The organism is Alicycliphilus denitrificans, assembly GCF_044792555.1.
GTDB lineage: Bacteria > Pseudomonadota > Gammaproteobacteria > Burkholderiales > Burkholderiaceae_C > Alicycliphilus > Alicycliphilus denitrificans_A.
Map to the genome: position 1 here is coordinate 2325735 of NZ_CP126238.1, position 15531 is coordinate 2341265.

Genomic DNA, 15531 nt, shown 5'->3' on the forward strand with positions numbered 1-15531 from the left:
TCGGTTCCTTGGGGTTGCGGGTCAGGGAATGGAGAAGAGGAACGCACCCCGGCGCTGGCAGCAGATGTAGCGCTTCCAGAGGTTCCAGGAATAGCCATCAGCAGGGTCGGTTTTGCCGTCGCCGAATGTGGTGAGCGACAGCGAATCGTTCGTGCCAAATGTTAGGCAGTTGGTGGCGGGGCTCGGATGCAGCATTTGCCACATGTGACCGCCGCCGCCGAAGTAAACTTGTCCGTTGTCGCTGGGTTCCACCTTGGTGTAGACATGGGGCTGGGCCGACTTGTAGAGAATCGAGGCCACGCGCTCGGAGAGCACGGCCGAGGTCTTGACGGGGTGGCTCTGGATGAGCTCGCCCGTGCGCGGGTAGGTGGGTCCCCAGGTCTGGGTGTAGCCGCTGCCGACCTCGCCCAGGCCTGGCACCCAGGACTGTGGGTAGAGCATCTCCAGCGGCAGCACGCCACGCCAGAATGGCGCATCGAGCTCGCTTTGGTAGTGCAGGTAGAACGGTGAGGAGCCACCAGGACAGAACAGCATGGAGCCGCCGCTTAGGTCAGACAGCATGCTGCCGACTTTCTCGAAGGCTTCCATGCCGCCTTGCACCTGTTCCACGACCTCGGCGATCTCGATGACCTGGCGCACGCCGTCGATGGACTTCATGATGGTCTGCAGGCCTGCGAGTAGTTGACCAGGAGCCTCCAGCATCTTCTTGGAGTCAGAGGCAACCGTGTTCATCACTTCCTGAGGCACCTGGGTCCACTGGCGACCGATGTTGGGCAGCTCCTGGTTGGTGAACTTGGCCAGCTCGGTGGTGCCGGGGATCGGTAGGGTCGTGGGCATCGACGGCATGCCACCCGTGGCCATGCTGGCCAGCATGGTTGCGGGATTGCCGATGGCATCCGCACTCTTGTAGTTGGTCATGGCTGAGGTGGTGTCCAGGCCGCCGGCGGAGGAGTCCAGCAGCCGGCCCATGATGGTGGAGCCAGCGGCGCCCACGGCCGTGGCTACGGGCGCGCCCAGATCTGTCCAGGGATGCCGCAACGGGTCGTTGTAGGTGCTGACGACCACGTCCGGCACGTAGTGGCTGATCTTGATGCTGGTCTCGATCCAGCACACGAGCAGCTTACAGCGCAGAAAAAAGCAGATGCCTTCCACGCGGTAGGCCAGACAGGAAGGAAGGGCAGCAGCTGTGTAAGTGAGCACACCGGACGTGGTGACGGCCTGGGCCGGCGCTGGCGTCAAGGCCATGAAAACGGCTGAGGTCGCCGCTGCGATGGCGGCCAGAGGCTTGAGTGCAAAGCGGCTCATCGACGACCTCGGGATTGCTGGTAGAGGGCCACGGCCTGCTCCACGTCGGCCACGCCGTAGATCACGGCGCTGCGGTTGATGACGATGGCTGGGAGCCGGTCCAGCCGGTAGTGGATGGCCAGGGACATGCCGTGCGCGGCGTTGACGATCTGGTCCTTGTAGCGTTTGCGGATCTGGGCCTCGGCCTGGAGCATGTAGGCCTTGGCTTGGGCTTCATCGCCGGGCAGGCGCACGCTCAGCTGCTGGCTGATCGCGGCCATCGCGTCAACGCGATAGATGCGCTGCAGGTAGGGCGTCTGGGGCAGAGCGCGAACATGCGTCGCCGAGTTGGCGAAAACCTCAACGGTCGTCACGCCAGCCTGGGCTTGGGCAACTGCTGGTGCGGCTGCAGCTGCGGCCGCAAGCACGATGGCGAGAGGAAAGCGCATCATCCGCGGGCATCCGCGATCTGCTGGGCGACCAGGTACGCCGCCTCGAGCTCGGAACAGCCATGTGCGTCCATGAGGCGGCGGCGCCGGGCCTTTTCATCGCCCTCGGTCTGCGCCAGGGCCAGAGACAGGGCTGGCGGCACGTTGCGAAACAGCCATTGGCCGGTCGCGTTGATGAGTACGCCCTCCGTGTATTTGCGCGGCTCCTTGGTGGCCGACTCCATCATGGCGCGCTGTTCGGGCGTCAGGGACCTAAAGCGCGTCACCTCCTCGGTTTCGGACTTGTCCATGGTCAGCAGCATCCAGAACTCGCACATGGACAGCACACGCGACATGGAGCCGGGGAAGTCCTTTAGGTTCTGGGTGGCCATCCAGAACCACAGCGACAGCTTGCGCCACATCTTAGTGCCCTTGGCCACCTTCGGGCCCAACAACTCGTTGGTGGTGATCAAGTGCCCTTCGTCGGTCAGGAAGACGTTGTGCCGGCCAGAGTATTGGTTGAGCTCGGCGCGAGACTGCGCGAAGTCCACCAGGCTGGTGTAGGCCAGGGCAAGCGCATCGCCATAGCCGTCCTTGACCAGCACGCCCATTTCCACGACGGTCACGTCCACGTCGGGCCAGTCCGTGCCGTAGCGGTTGAACAGGCGCCCGCGCAGGCCTTGCGTGAACGACATCATGGACTGGCCCATGTCCTCGGCGCGATAGCGCCGGGCCTCGGACAGGGACTTGTCCTTGACCATCTCGATCAGCTCCAGTGCCACGTCCTGCACAAGAGGGTGATCGTGGCCCAGCGCCTGGCACTTGACCGCTGCCTTGATGATGGCGCGGGTGATCAGGTAGCGGTCGGAGCGGCCCAGTTTCTCAACCTCTGCTGCCTCACCGCCCGTAATCATCATGATGGCCGAGATCAGCATCTCGCCCAGGAAGTCGCGGGGCTCGTTGGCTTCGTCGGCATCGTCCTGGTCCGGCTCATTGGCCTGGCTGGACTCGGCGATCTCCTGGCGCTCCTGCAGCTTGCTGTCGATCTGGTCCATGACCTTCTCGACTGCCTTCGGCAGAGCATCTTCATCGGCCGCCAGGTTGCTCGCACGGGACTGCTCTTCTGCCGCATGGAACGACACCATCACATCGCTGTCCTGCAGCAGCTTGTAGGCATGCACGAAGGGGGGCAGAGAGATGTCGCAGTTGTTGTCGATGACGAGCTGGCGGGTGGTCAGGCCCTTGGCCTGCATGTCGGCCACCATGAGGCCGAAGGAGTTGCCCGCGTCCACGATGATGAGACGAGGGCGGTGCACGGCCATCGTCAACATGCACTGGTAGACCAGGGTGGCCGACTTGCCTGCACCCGTGGGGCCGAAGGTCAGCATGTGGGCGTTCTTCTTGCGGTCGCTGCGGTTGAGCGGGTCCATCCACAGCGGCTCGCCGCCCCGGTTCCAGAACCACATACCGGGGTGGGCCGATCCCCGCGAGCGGCCATAGACGGGCAGCAGCGCGGCGATGTGGCTGGCGAAGGTCAGGCGCGAGCGCACCAGGTAGCGCTTATCGAACTCGGTGTCGAAGTTGAAGGGCAGGGCACGCAGGAAGCTGTCCAGCGGCACCAGGTCCTGCTTGGGATCGACAAAGCGCAACCCGGTGGGGCCGAGCAGCGCATTGGCCTGGGTGACGGCATCAGCCAGGTCGGCCTTGTCCTTGCCCGTGAGGTACAAGGTCATCATCATGGGCAGCAGCCGGTCGTTGTTGCTGATCATGTGCTGCAGCACACGCTCGCACTCGTTGAAGGTCTCCCTGGCATGGGCCGTCTGGGCACGGGACTTGTCGCGGATGGTTTCAATGCGCCGCTCGACCAGATGCTGGGGCGTGATGACCACCGTGATGGACAGCATGGAACCGGGAGGCATGCGGTCGAATCGGGCGAAGCACTCGTTGCCGTTCTTGATCTCGGCCGAGAAATGCCCCACACCAGGTTCGGCGCGCAGGTTCTGGAGCGTGAGCGCCTTGACCGGCACGCCATCGAACTCGAAATGTCCGTCAGCCTGCACGGCGCGGGGTTGGGACAGCGTGAGCGACTCAGCCAGATCCCAGTCGAACATGCTGGCGGGCTGGGGTCCGGGGTAGGGCGCGGTCTTGAGCAGTTCGCCAGGAGTCGAGGCCCACGGAACTTTCCGATTGAAGAACGGGAGCAACCATTCGTAGAAGTCTCGCCCTGTGCAGCGCCGGGCCTGGATGCCGGCCTCGGTGAACGTGGCCATCACGGTGTTGCCCACGGCGAGGATCTGCTTGGCCGGGGTGGTCGTGTCTTCGGCCAGGTTGGAAAAGCGCCGGAAGATGCAGCAGCGCACGCGCCGCTGCTGGCCGCGCCAGACCTGGCCCGTCACTATGGTGTCGGTGAAAAGCCCCTGCGGCCGCGAGACTTGTGCCAGATGGTCAGTGAACTGGCTCAGCACCGACTGGGTGTACTCGGATTGCAGCACCTCCTGGCCCCGTTGTGGGTTGTCCTTGTGCTGTGACAGCACATAGTCGATGAGCAACTGGTTCAGGGGATCAATGTTGCGGTCATCGTTGACGAAGAACTGAACGATCCAGTGGTGGGTCTCTGCCTCTGGCAGGGCCTGCAGGGCCTGCTGGACCTTGCGGCAGCGCTCCATGAGATAAGCCTCGGGCTGGGCCTCGGTCGCCACAGGAGAGAGCTCGAACATGGCGCCCATGGTTTCGCCATCGCGCATGACGAACAGCTGGTCGTCCTCGGAATAGGCAACATAGGGCAGGAGATCGGTGAAGGAGGGCGGGCGCAGAGCCATGCGCGTGCGGTCGCCAGCGGTCATCGGCCGCTGACGTTCAGCAGTGGCTGCCGGCGCCGCAGCAGAAGCACCTGCAGCCGCTCCAGCAGTGCGGCCCAGGAGAATGTCGAAGAAGCTCATCGACGTGCCTCCCCTGCAGCGTTGCGGGCACCGAATGCGGCGCGGGCACGCAGCAGATCCTCGGCGGCCTCGCCGGGCATGGCGTACTCGGTGGTCTCGAACATCGGGAACACCGTCACATAGCCGGGCACCGGGTACTTGCCCCGGGCCAGGTGGGGGAAGACCACCATCACGAGATCCGGGTTGGCCACGCGCGCAAAGCGCTGCTGCATAGGCTCCAGCGCCGACCAGTAGCGGGCCGTGGTGCCGTCGCCTTGGGCTACGGGCCGAGCCTGAGCATCGCGCTCCAGGCGGTCGCGCGCCGTCTCTTTGGAGCTGGCCTGACTCTGGCCTTGGCCACTCAGGTTCTTGCCGCGATAGATGTCCAGCAGCGTCGGGCTGTCCTTGGTGACCTCTTTCAGCGGTGATTCACGCGGACCGGTGACGGAGCAGCCGGCCAGCAGTGCTACCGACATGCAGGCGATGAGTAGGGGCTTATTCAAGGCCATAGCGGGCTCCAGACAGGATGTTGGTGGCTTGGGTGCGATGCACGATCTTTCGGGCGTTGACGGGCTTGTCGATCTGGACCTCTCGGTCCAGATGCACGACCAACTGGACGCCAGCGGGCGTGACCACGGCATCGAAGCTGTTCTTCAAGCGCTCGGTCAGCCAGCGCGTGAGCTCGTCCGTGGCGGCCGAGCCCATGCGGCCCAGCGCGAAGCTGCCGGCGTTGCCAGTGACTGCGGAGGTGGTCGAGTCGCCGCGGTTGAGGGTGGTGGTCTGTGCCTGGGCCAGTGCCTCGGCCGCCACGCCCAGGCCCTTGGCGCCCAGGATGTCGGTCAGGTAGGCGGGGGCATTGGTCACGAACTTGCCCTGGATGCAGGGGTTGCCGTGCAGATCGCTGATGAAGCCAAGATCCACATTGGAGCCGGTGGATTGGACAGTACTGGATGAACCCGCCCGGCGCGCCGAGACCGTGGTGATAGAGCCGTCGTTGAACACGAAGGTCATGCTGCGCACCTTGCCCTCGGTGCAAGACAGGGCCATGTCGCCGATGGCCACACCCGTGATCACCATGCCGGCGAGATCCTCGGGCAGCTCCCAGCCATTGGCGGCCAGGTTGTCGCGACCCACCATGGCCTTGAACTGCATGGGATCGGTCACACGGCCATTGATGGGCACGCGGCCGATGAGGCTGGTCATTGCAGTGACGCCGGCCAGCGTGGAGTTCTCTGGCAGCGTGAAAAAGGGCTCGGGCCTGGCCACCGCTGCAGCCTGCGCGGCACGGGTCGCCGAGCCATTTACGGCGGCCGTGGCACCGGGCACTACCTCGGCGGCGCCCGGGGCACGCACGTAGCGCGTGGTGGTCTTGCCCTGGGCGTTCTGGGTCTGCTTGACGTAGCCCATGGGCGGGATGACCTCGTAGTCCACCATGCCGGCACTAGCGTCGTATGCAGAACCAGCCGCATTGCCTGCAGCTGCACCAGCTTGTGCATGCGGATGCGTGCCACCCAGGCCTGTGAAAGCGCCGGTGGCGTTGTCCCAGGCACCAGAGAGCACATCGATGGGCGTGGCAGGGCGGTTGGGCTGTTGACCAGTCCCCGATGCAGGCTTGTCGGAAGGCTCTGCAGAGATGGATTGCATCGGGCCGCGCCTGGCCAGTTCCTCTCGCAGCCTCTTGTTCTCGGCCAGCACCTGTTGCACGTCGCTTCGCAGGTCGCGGTTGCTGGCCACGACCGTGGCCAGGGACTCCGCAGGCGTGTCTGCGTCGGCGCCAGCGGTCGCGGGCAGCGGCACTGCCTCCATCGGCTTAGCGGCCTGAGGCTTGCTACTGTGGAGCGTGAAGATGGCGCCGACCATCACCAGTACGCCAATGCCCAGCACTGGAATGAGCTTGTTTCGAGATACAGCCATGGCAAGCCTCACAGGCAGGATTCAAAGGAGCGTTCGCACACCAGGTAGATCGCCGTGGTGTCCGTATCGCTGCCGGCCGGCCCGATGCGCCCGTGCTGGGCCGTGGCCGAGATCCACCGACCACGCAGGGATTCCAGGGGCAGCTCCAGGGCGTAGCGGGACAGGTTGGTGATGCGCACGGCTGTGACATAGAGGGCGCCGCCCTTCCACTGGCCTATGGGCACGGCCTCGACGCGCGCTCCACGCAGCAGGGCAGATACCGGCTGTTCGGGCACAGCCACCTGGATGACGCCAGGCGTGGCGTTGGCCAAGCGGCGCGGCACATAGAGTTGGCGTGCGGCATGGCGGGTCAGCTGCACCATATCCACGGCAGCGCTCTCTGCGGCCTGCGCGGTCCCAGCGCCGCCATCGCTCGCCCGCTGGGATGGATTGGGCACCGTGCTGGGCTCCACCACGGAGACCTGCAGCTCCCCTTTGGAGGCCGGAGCATTGGGTGCCTTGTCAGCCACCAAGTCAAGGGGGATCTGCTGGCCGCTGTCCACGAGTTCCGCGATCACGCGGATGGGCGTGAAGGGCACCAGGGCGGTCACATAGATCGTGCCGCCGATGGACTCCATGCGTGCCACATGCGCGATGTCGCTGGGGGCATGCAGCAGGGTGTCGGCCGGCAGAGTGACCAGGCGCTCCTGGCCAACGGTCAGGTTAACGCGCACGGGCTCACGGACGAACACCGTGCGCTCAGCCGGGCCGGCCGTGGGATCAGCCAGTGGCGCGGGTCCTACCCGCCGCAGCGTGGCCTGGGCAGCGGCAGAGCGAGCGATCGAGCCGCGCGCAGCTGCTGACGCCAGCGGGGCCGGCAGGCTCATGCCTGCGACCGTGTTGCCTGGGCGGCTACCAGCAGCCGCCGAAGCCTGGCCCAGGTTGATGGGCTCGTTCGTAGGGCCGGAAGCTTCAGCCTGGCCAGCGGGCTCGGGCCTGGAGCCGGATATGTTCAGGGGCTCGACCTGTTGGCCCAGCGCCGGAATAGCGATCAGCAGAGCCAAGCTGCTGGCGAGAAGGATGCGTTGCTGCATGGTCAATCGACGGAGGTTTCGCGGGGCAGGCTGGACGGAGAGATCACGCCGGGCAGGCGCGGGGCAGTGAGGTTTGCGGCGGGATCTGTGCCAGGTTTCAGGTCCGCCGGATTCAGGCGCGCGGGACGGTTGCTGCCAAAGCAATCCAAGGCCAGCATCCATGGGTTGCGCTCGCGGTCGACGTCGAAGTGCACCACGCGCAAGGGGTAGCGGATGTAAACGTCCTTGACCTGCTGGCCCCCAAAGGTTTCGGTGACCTGCATGTCCAGCAGCACGGTCCAAGCATCTGACCCATCGCGCAGTACGCGGTTTTCGCTGTAAGGGAAGCCGGGGATCTCGGTAATCTGGCGCGTGCGCCTGCGCAGCTCGCCCTTGCCCTGTCGCAGCTCCATGTCCGCCTGCAGCTGCGCCTGGCAGCGGGGCGTCAGGAAATACTGCATGTTGAAAATCTGCTGACCGTAATCCTTGATGCCATCGGATTGCCAGCGATTGATTTGCTGCCAGATGTAGTAGCCAAAGCCATACACATTGGGAGAGGGCACCGTGGCGCGGCCACCCGCAAAGCGGACGGTATCGCCAGCACGAATGTCTGGAGCGAGATGCACATCGACAACCTTGGGTTGGCGCCAGGCAAACCAATATCCCAATGCGCCAAGCCCAATCACTGCGGCGATGATGTATGTCAGTTTTTGGTTGTGCTTACGCTCGGATGCCAAAGCATCCAGATATTGTTTGCTGCTCATTGTTATGCGTCCAGTACAGATCACGCCAGTTATCTGGCATGACGTCATAGCTTGATTCGACGGCCTAATTCAAAGTGCCCATCGTGGGCAAGATAGCGCTTTTTTGCAAAACCACGGTTGGCCAAAAATATCCGGGCTGTTTGTACATAGCAGCCCTCTGGCTTTCCGCGCTTGATTTTCTGCAGATACAGCGAGCCGTACCAAAGCACAAGCAACGGGCCGACAATGCAAATCACCGCCATGATGAGAACTTTGCCCATCATGAAAGCGATAAACAATCCGAACAAAAAACTCACCAAAAATCCAGCACCTCCCAAATAAGCAGCCTCTGTTTCAGACATGCCGTTAAAAATCGGTGGAGCTGAATTCACTCGGTCAGTCAGGGGCGCCCCCAACGAGAGACGCCCTTGAGAGGTACTTTCTGCGACGCTCAAGCCATAGCCTCCAGCGCGTAGGAGACCATCAGCGACACGAAGACGATCACGATGACGCCGACGATCAGGTACTGCTTGAGTTCACCCATCGTCAGGCGGCCCTCGGAGTAGGTCTTCCAGTTGGACAGTGCACCAATCACGATGGCTATGAAGGCAGCCGCAGAAAGAATTAAAGCCAGGATGGTGAAGCCCTGCTTGAAGTAAGCCCCCATCAGGGCCATCCAGTCGCCTTCCTGAACCTGAGCTCCACCGATACCGCCCCCGGAAGGAGTCGGCATTTTTGGAAGTGCAGCTTGCGCGCTGGTGACAGCGGCCGAGCAGGCCCACAGGAAACCAGCAGAGATTGCCGAGGATGCAGAAATAATACGAAATATGGGTTTTCTCATAATGACACCTATGTAATTAAAACCATCCCAAAAATGCCAAAGTAGCAAGCACAACGACCACAAGAGAAATAATCAATCTGATCAAATCACCGGATTCAATGCCTCCGCTTCCAAATGACTCGAGAATTTGTTTTCCAATCCATGCCGCAATTATCAAAATGACCGCAAAGACAAGCGAAAAAATCACTGCTTTCATTTGTGAAGGATCTACGCCGGCAGCATCCATGAATCCCGCTTTCATTGAGTCAAGCAACGCAGGCTCCAGTCTGTTATTGACGGTAGTCGCCACGCAGCGGCGCAACAGGGCGCGGTTGGCGCGGCGCGTCCATGTGGCTGGTGACGCCCTGGCGCAGCATCTCCAGGTCACGCTGCAGCCAGTCGTAGCGGAACTTCACGCGCTGCCCTGTGGGGGCGCTCTGTTCGGCCTGTGACACCAGCACCTGTACCTGCTCGATCTCGCTGGCAATGCGCGCCAGGCGCTCACGCTCCAGCTCGTCGTCGGCCACGGAGGCCCAGGCCGAGGCGGTCGTAGCGAGGATGCCGATGGTCAAAACCGCAAAAACGGCTCGTGCTTTATTCATGGATTTATCCTTGTGAATCAATGTCATACGTGATTAGTGGTAGTCCCCATCGCTTTCGCAGCCGACGGGACAATGGTTCAGCTCGATGCCATGCGTGCAGTACCCGTGATCAGCGTTCCACTGGGCATCGGCATGCAGATCTGTGGCACTGAGATAGCCGCATTCCTGCGCGATTTCCAAGGCACGTACGTGATGAGCTGATGCGATGTTGTGGAGTTGGAGCTGTTCATGGATTTCGCGGTAAAGGTTTTGAGCAAACAGCGTTTCCGAGAGTCCTGTGCCTGCGATGGCTCTATCAGCGCACTGCTGGCACACCACTCTCCAAGCCCCTTCATCGAAAAACTGGTTTGTCACGGTGGCGTCCTCAGGCGTACTTCTTGAATGCGGCCACGGTGGTCGAGAGGGTGATCGCCACCAATACGGTGAACACCAGGACCATGTAGGCGGGGTTGAACCCCGGGAAGGGCCAGGCCAGGTACAGGCTGAAGCCGCCTGTCAGGGCCCAGGCCGTGTAGCGCTTGCTGTGGTGGTAGACAAAGGAGGATTCGCGGCCGCCGGTCCAGCGGCGCCGGTCGCGGCGCACCAGGCCGTCGATCACACCCATGAGACAGGCCAGCACGAAGGCAGGCATGGCGTAGGCGGCGATGCTCAGGCGCAGCGCCACGTCCTGGGCCACCAGCATGCTGATCACGGCCCACTCGCTCGCCAGCGCACTCGCCAGGGCAGTTGACCTACTCAGGCCACGCAATGCCGGATTGATGTCCTGGCGAACAGGCTCGGCTGATGGCGTGCGCGAGTTCTGGTACCAGCGCAGCACGCCGAAGCGCTCGTAGGGCCAGCGGATGAAACCCAGCATCCGCAGCGAGAAGCCCACCGTGTCGGGCACCAGCAGGCTGCGCGGGGCAGCGGCGATGTACTGCAGATCCTGCTGGACCACGGCCTGGGCGTGCGGGATGCCCTGGCCCTTCCAGAAGAACATGGAGCCACCGATCTCGATGGCCATGCCCACGAACCATGAGGTCAGCGTGATGCTAAACAGGCCGAAGGCGATCTTGATGATCAGAGCGACCGGGCCGATGGTCTCGGCCTTGGTGGGAGCGCGCTGTGCGGTGGCCATCAGCGGTGGCCCATGATGGTGTCCACCACTGCCGTGCTGCGCAGGGCCGAGCTCTGTGAGCCGGAGATGGTGGTGTACTCGGCCTGGCCGTCATTGCCGCTGGCCAAGTCCATGTTGATCAGCTCGGCATGCTCTGCGCCCAGGTGCAGGGTGCCCAGCCAGTCGGTTTCCTGCGCCCAGGTCTCGCTGGTGCGGTAGCGGCGCTTCATGTCCTCGGCGACGGCCTTGAGCGACTTGGGGATAAACGGGTCGTCCGTGGTGTCTGCCAGCGGGATGCGGATCTTGTAGCGGCGGTTGCCTTCCAGCAGCGCGAAGGCCTGGCCCTGCGGCAACTCCAAGATGTCTGCAGGCTCGATGAGCGGCACCTTGGTGGTCGTGGCAATGTCGTCGTTGCGGCTCGTAAAGTCCACGCCATTGCCCGTGGCAGCCGTATCCGACACACCCGAGACGGGCGTCAGGTGCGTCACGTTGACCTGGGGTACCTGATTGGTCAGCAGGCTGGCCGTGGCCTCGGAGCGCACGCGCAGCATAACCAGGTGGTTGAAGTTGTCCAGGATCTGCCCGGCCTTGGCCTTGTCACCCACCTTGGCCTCGATGTCGAAGATCGACTGCGTGTAGGCCGTGATCTGGAAGCCCGAACCGCCCAGCTTGTTGACCATGGGCACGAACTCGGGGCCGGCGATTTCGTTCACTTCGTCAAAGTGGCAGCAGACCTTCGGCAGCTTCACTTTGCCGTCTGTGCTGTGCGGATCGAGGCCGGTCTTGTACAGCTTGCCGCCCACGGACACTAGGTCAGACAGCATGGAGTTGCCCACGGCCGAGGACACCACGGAGTCGGACAGCGCGTCTAGCCCGGCGTAGACGATGCCGCCCTGGCGAAACACCGTCATCCAGTCGAAGATCGGGCGCTTGTCACTGGGGTCGAAGTAGTCGGGCGAGATGAGCTTGCCCACAGCGCCCGAGGTGAGCTTCTCCAGGAACGGGCCGAGCGAGGCGATGATCTTTTCGTAGAACGAGCGCTCATAGCTGAAGGCAGCAGCCAGACCCACCAGCACTTTATCGGTGACGCCCGATTCCTTGATCCACAGGTACATGGCCACGAGCTCGGGCGCGCGATCCTGCAGTGAGCGCTGCACGGGAGGACCACCCTTTGTACCGATGACATTCTGCAGCTCGTCAAGCCGTGCCTGGTAGTGCTTGAAACGCGTGTCCCGTACCGCTAGCTCACGGAAGAACATGTTCGCGTAGTCGATGAACAGCGGATCAATGCCGGTAACGTCCTTGAGTAGGGTCTCGTAAGTCGGAATGCGGCCCAGCGCAACCTGGGCCTGGGCCACGATGTTGGTGAAGCGCCAAGAGAACTCCTTGAACGCTGCGCTGTTCCCTGATGAGGGAAGGGCGTTGGTGGTACGGCCCGCAACTTCGGTGATGCGCGAGAAATTGCCGATGCCGTTGTAGCGTGCGCTGATCTCGGGATAGCCCAGGTGGAACAGGTAGAAGTTGTGCTCACGCCCGGCGCGGCGCGCTTCTGCGTGCATGCGCAGCATGAGCTCGGCATCGCCCTTCGGATCGATCACGATGGTGACATGGCCCGCATGGATGTCCTGAGTGCACAGCAGCTCCAGAAGCCGTGTCTTGCCCACGCGCGTCGTGCCCAGAACCAGCGTATGGCCATTGCGCGAGCCCTGGCGCAGCACGACGGGCTTCTCGTTTTGCACGCCCACGCCGTGGATGATGGGCGAGCCGCCCAGGTCCACGCCCGAGGCAAATGGGTTGGCGGGACCGCCCACATCGACGGCGCGGCGCACGATCTGGCGTGTCAGGCCGGCCTTGGCATCGGTCCACTGGCGCAGGCGCTCGCCGGCCTTGGCCAGGCTCATCTCCATGGGTGTGGCCCGCACGTACTCGCGCACCTTGACGGCCTGCGTGTCCAGCTTGCGCTGCGTGTGCTGCTGGGTCCACTCGAAGCCCTGGCCGAGGTAGAGGTGCTCCCTGGTCACGGGCAGCTTGTGAGGCGCCACGCGGGTCATCTTGGTGAATTTGAGTCCACGCTGGTAGCCGTAGACCGAGTAGGCCTCGCGCGTCCGCTTGACGCCAAACCCGGCCGCGATAACGGCCGTGATGGCACCCAGAGAATGGGGCATCATCAGGGCCCATGGCGCTGCAGCAGCGACAGCGGCAATACCGAAGGCTGTGCCAGCACTCCATGCCTCCACAGGTGGCCGCAGCAGGCCTTCCATCACGCCGTCACTCATGGCGACTCCCTGTCTGGAACATTTTTGCGGCGAGCTACGTTCCAAACGCGTTCCAAGATGCACCACGTCATTGGGAAACCTCCCACTTTTCCTGGAACATCTGGAACAGGATCTGATGGGCTTTGCCCGTGGAGTGCACCAGGACGGGATACACGCCCGCGCCAACATCCACCAGGCGCTGGGACAGCCAGGAGCTCGTCTCGGGCGCCAGGCGCAACGGCGAGGCCATGCGCTGCAACACCTTGAAGGCCACGGGACTGCCGGCCTGCACCACGATGCCAACCGCCTGCAGCTGCACCAGCTTGTCGTGGTTGAAGGCCAGCCAGCGCAGGGATAGTTCGTCGGCGGCCAGCACGAACATGGACTGGGTCAGCCAGGCAGGATCAAAGACCTGCACACCATCCTGGGCCAGCACGCCAGAACGCAGCAGCCCGGCGCCGAAGGGGAAGCGCAGGCCTTCCAGCACGCCCGGATCGTCGGCATCACCCACGAGCTGGGCCACATACGGTGCCAGCGGCACGCTTCGGCCGCTGTCGTGGACAACCATGGGCGGCTGCTCCAGCGGCAGGCTGCGCTGCGCGAACGCGGGGCAGGTCAGCGTGGCTGCGGCCAGCAGGGCGACGCATAGCGCAGGCAGGCTCATCTGCGGACAGCTCCACGAACAGATGCAGGCGGCGTTGCAGACTTCTCGATGATCTGCGTGCGCGGGATGTTGTTCATGTCGGCGGCGCCGACGGAGCTCTGGACCTTAGGCAGGCCGTCATAGCTGACCATGGGCTCGTTGGGATACAGGCGCGCCATGGCGGCCTGCATCTCGCGGTCCCAAGCAATGCTGCGCTCCACATCTGCGTGGAAGATGCGCGCCAGGCGCTCGGCGTACTGCCGACGTTCTGCATCAGAGCGGGCGTGGATGCCCAGGATCTCCAGTGGCGAAATCCTCTCAACGGAGAAATTCGCCCGAGGCCCCTGGGCCAGGATCTTGGCCCGGCGCATCTCATCATTGCTCAGGCCCCACATTTGCTGGATGTGGCGCTCGGTGTCATCGAGCTGAGTGCGCGCCAGCGCGCCTACGGCATCAGTCGAGCTGGCCTCAATGGTCTGAGAGGCCCGCACCTGCGCCCCGGCCGGCTGCAGCTGCAGCGCAGCCAACAAGGCAAGGTTGATGAGGGAGGCTGTGGCGGATTTCATGGGTCAACCTCCGCTGGCCATGGAGAGCGTCAAGCCCTGGCTGCCCGGCGCCACGAACGTGGCCGTGCGTGACACGGGGTCTGCCGAGCGCAGCGCCAGGCCATTAACCACATCGCCGGGCCGTAGCACCCGCATCCGCTTATCTCCGGGCTGTCCCGAGGTCACGACAACGGAGGGCTCACCGTTCCACATGTCCACGGCGATCAGCTGCGGGCCGGTGGACACAGGCTTGGCGGGCTCGTCGCCCTGTGCGGCAGGCTTGGCCACCGGCTGGACCCGAGCCACGCGATGTGGCTGTGCGGGCCGGGCGGGCGCGGCCTTGGCGGACTCGGCCTGGACCAGCGTGCGCTGGGGCGCCACGGGCACCGTTGCCGCTGGAGCGACCGAGGGCGTGGGCGCCGGCCGAACGGCGGGCCGGGGAGTGGCAGGGGCCGTGGCGACGGGCGCTGTAACGCCTGCCGCTGCCTGCTGGGTCTTCATATGGGCCAATTGCTGGGACATCTCCAGCATGAGCTGCTCCATGCGACGCATGCGCTCATCGAGCGCCGGGTCCACGGAGAATTGGGCTATCGGCTGGGCCGTGGGCTGGACGGTGGGCTGCTGGACCTGCGCAGGTTCGGCCTGGGACACCATTGCAGCCCGATCCGACGCAGCCACCAGGGTGCCAGGCTGTGCCAGGGGCTCCACAACCTCTGCGGAAGCATCCTCCAGCACTTGCACGGGCAGTGCGGGTACACCTAAAGACAGTGCATCCGGTCCGCCCAGACGGGGATCGATGGCAGGCATGATCAGGTCCGGGTCCGTGGGGCCGGTCGGCTCCACGGAGGGCAGGGTAGTGCCCAGCAGATCCTGGGCCTTGTCCAAGCGCGGGTCGTACTGCAGATAGCCCAGCACCACGATGCCGCACAGGCTCAGGTACATGATGGGCCTCAGCGGCAGGTTGGACTTCACGTGACCAGGCGGCTCAACGGCCTCGGACACAGCCCTGGCGGGCTTGGCACCGCGCGCAAACCACCACTTCCTGGGCGGCGGCGGTGGTGACGATGGCGGGGGAACAGGCCGCCCCATGCCCATTCCCGGAGGCTGGTCATCCAGGTTGTCCATCCATTGCGTGGAGCCCATCTGCGGTTCCTGCATATGGACTGGGGGCACTTCGATGGGTTGGGCGGCCTGTTGTCTGGTTTGTTGGGCGGTGTCTTGCTCCGACATG

The 15531-nt window shown here is 63.8% G+C and carries 17 protein-coding genes; all 17 read right to left on the minus strand.

Annotated elements, in window-relative coordinates; genetic code table 11:
• Positions 1-21: 21 nt before the first annotated feature.
• Positions 22-1305 carry a TraU family protein gene (locus tag P7644_RS11105; RefSeq protein ID WP_404299111.1) on the minus strand — a complete coding sequence of 428 codons (1284 nt, stop codon included), beginning with the start codon at positions 1303-1305 and terminating at the stop codon, positions 22-24.
• The gene (locus P7644_RS11110; RefSeq protein ID WP_404299113.1) at positions 1302-1658 is read right to left on the minus strand and encodes a TIGR03757 family integrating conjugative element protein; all 357 of its coding nucleotides are present in this window, start codon (positions 1656-1658) and stop codon (positions 1302-1304) included. Before P7644_RS11110 ends, P7644_RS11105 begins: the two co-directional genes overlap by 4 nt.
• A 74-nt stretch (positions 1659-1732) precedes the next feature.
• On the minus strand, positions 1733-4555 hold the full coding sequence (locus tag P7644_RS11115; protein ID WP_404299115.1) for a conjugative transfer ATPase: 2823 nt from the start codon (positions 4553-4555) through the stop codon (positions 1733-1735).
• A 92-nt stretch (positions 4556-4647) separates the two neighbouring features.
• On the minus strand, positions 4648-5106 hold the full coding sequence (locus tag P7644_RS11120; protein ID WP_404299117.1) for a TIGR03751 family conjugal transfer lipoprotein: 459 nt from the start codon (positions 5104-5106) through the stop codon (positions 4648-4650).
• A gap of 19 nt (positions 5107-5125) precedes the next feature.
• Positions 5126-6544 carry a TIGR03752 family integrating conjugative element protein gene (locus P7644_RS11125; RefSeq protein WP_404299119.1) on the minus strand — a complete coding sequence of 473 codons (1419 nt, stop codon included), beginning with the start codon at positions 6542-6544 and terminating at the stop codon, positions 5126-5128.
• An 8-nt stretch (positions 6545-6552) separates the two neighbouring features.
• Complete coding sequence (locus P7644_RS11130) at positions 6553-7617, minus strand: TIGR03749 family integrating conjugative element protein (protein ID WP_404299121.1); 1065 nt, start codon at positions 7615-7617, stop codon at positions 6553-6555.
• A 2-nt stretch (positions 7618-7619) separates the two neighbouring features.
• The gene (locus tag P7644_RS11135; RefSeq protein ID WP_404299123.1) at positions 7620-8360 is read right to left on the minus strand and encodes a PFL_4703 family integrating conjugative element protein; all 741 of its coding nucleotides are present in this window, start codon (positions 8358-8360) and stop codon (positions 7620-7622) included.
• Between the two features lie 44 nt (positions 8361-8404).
• On the minus strand, positions 8405-8794 hold the full coding sequence (locus P7644_RS11140) for a TIGR03750 family conjugal transfer protein (protein WP_404299125.1): 390 nt from the start codon (positions 8792-8794) through the stop codon (positions 8405-8407).
• A complete protein-coding gene (locus P7644_RS11145; RefSeq protein ID WP_404299126.1) occupies positions 8791-9180 on the minus strand; it encodes a DUF2976 domain-containing protein in 390 nt (129 codons plus the stop codon). Before P7644_RS11145 ends, P7644_RS11140 begins: the two co-directional genes overlap by 4 nt.
• A 16-nt stretch (positions 9181-9196) precedes the next feature.
• A complete protein-coding gene (locus tag P7644_RS11150; RefSeq protein WP_404299128.1) occupies positions 9197-9469 on the minus strand; it encodes a DUF3262 family protein in 273 nt (90 codons plus the stop codon).
• Positions 9450-9761 (minus strand): RAQPRD family integrative conjugative element protein, encoded by a 312-nt coding sequence (locus tag P7644_RS11155; protein ID WP_404299130.1) that lies wholly within the window; start codon positions 9759-9761, stop codon positions 9450-9452. The genes P7644_RS11150 and P7644_RS11155 overlap by 20 nt, the downstream gene beginning before the upstream one ends.
• Before the next feature lie 33 nt (positions 9762-9794).
• A complete protein-coding gene (locus P7644_RS11160) occupies positions 9795-10115 on the minus strand; it encodes a hypothetical protein (protein WP_404299133.1) in 321 nt (106 codons plus the stop codon).
• 10 nt (positions 10116-10125) lie between these two features.
• A complete protein-coding gene (locus tag P7644_RS11165; protein ID WP_404299134.1) occupies positions 10126-10878 on the minus strand; it encodes a TIGR03747 family integrating conjugative element membrane protein in 753 nt (250 codons plus the stop codon).
• Positions 10878-13133 (minus strand): type IV conjugative transfer system coupling protein TraD, encoded by a 2256-nt coding sequence (traD, locus tag P7644_RS11170; RefSeq protein WP_404299136.1) that lies wholly within the window; start codon positions 13131-13133, stop codon positions 10878-10880. Before traD ends, P7644_RS11165 begins: the two co-directional genes overlap by 1 nt.
• A 67-nt stretch (positions 13134-13200) precedes the next feature.
• Positions 13201-13776, minus strand: coding sequence for a PFL_4695 family integrating conjugative element protein (locus P7644_RS11175; protein ID WP_404299138.1), 576 nt, complete (start codon positions 13774-13776; stop codon positions 13201-13203).
• Complete coding sequence (locus P7644_RS11180; protein WP_404299140.1) at positions 13773-14321, minus strand: integrating conjugative element protein; 549 nt, start codon at positions 14319-14321, stop codon at positions 13773-13775. Before P7644_RS11180 ends, P7644_RS11175 begins: the two co-directional genes overlap by 4 nt.
• 3 nt (positions 14322-14324) lie before the next feature.
• A complete protein-coding gene (locus P7644_RS11185) occupies positions 14325-15530 on the minus strand; it encodes a hypothetical protein (RefSeq protein WP_404299142.1) in 1206 nt (401 codons plus the stop codon).
• Position 15531: the final 1 nt, after the last annotated feature.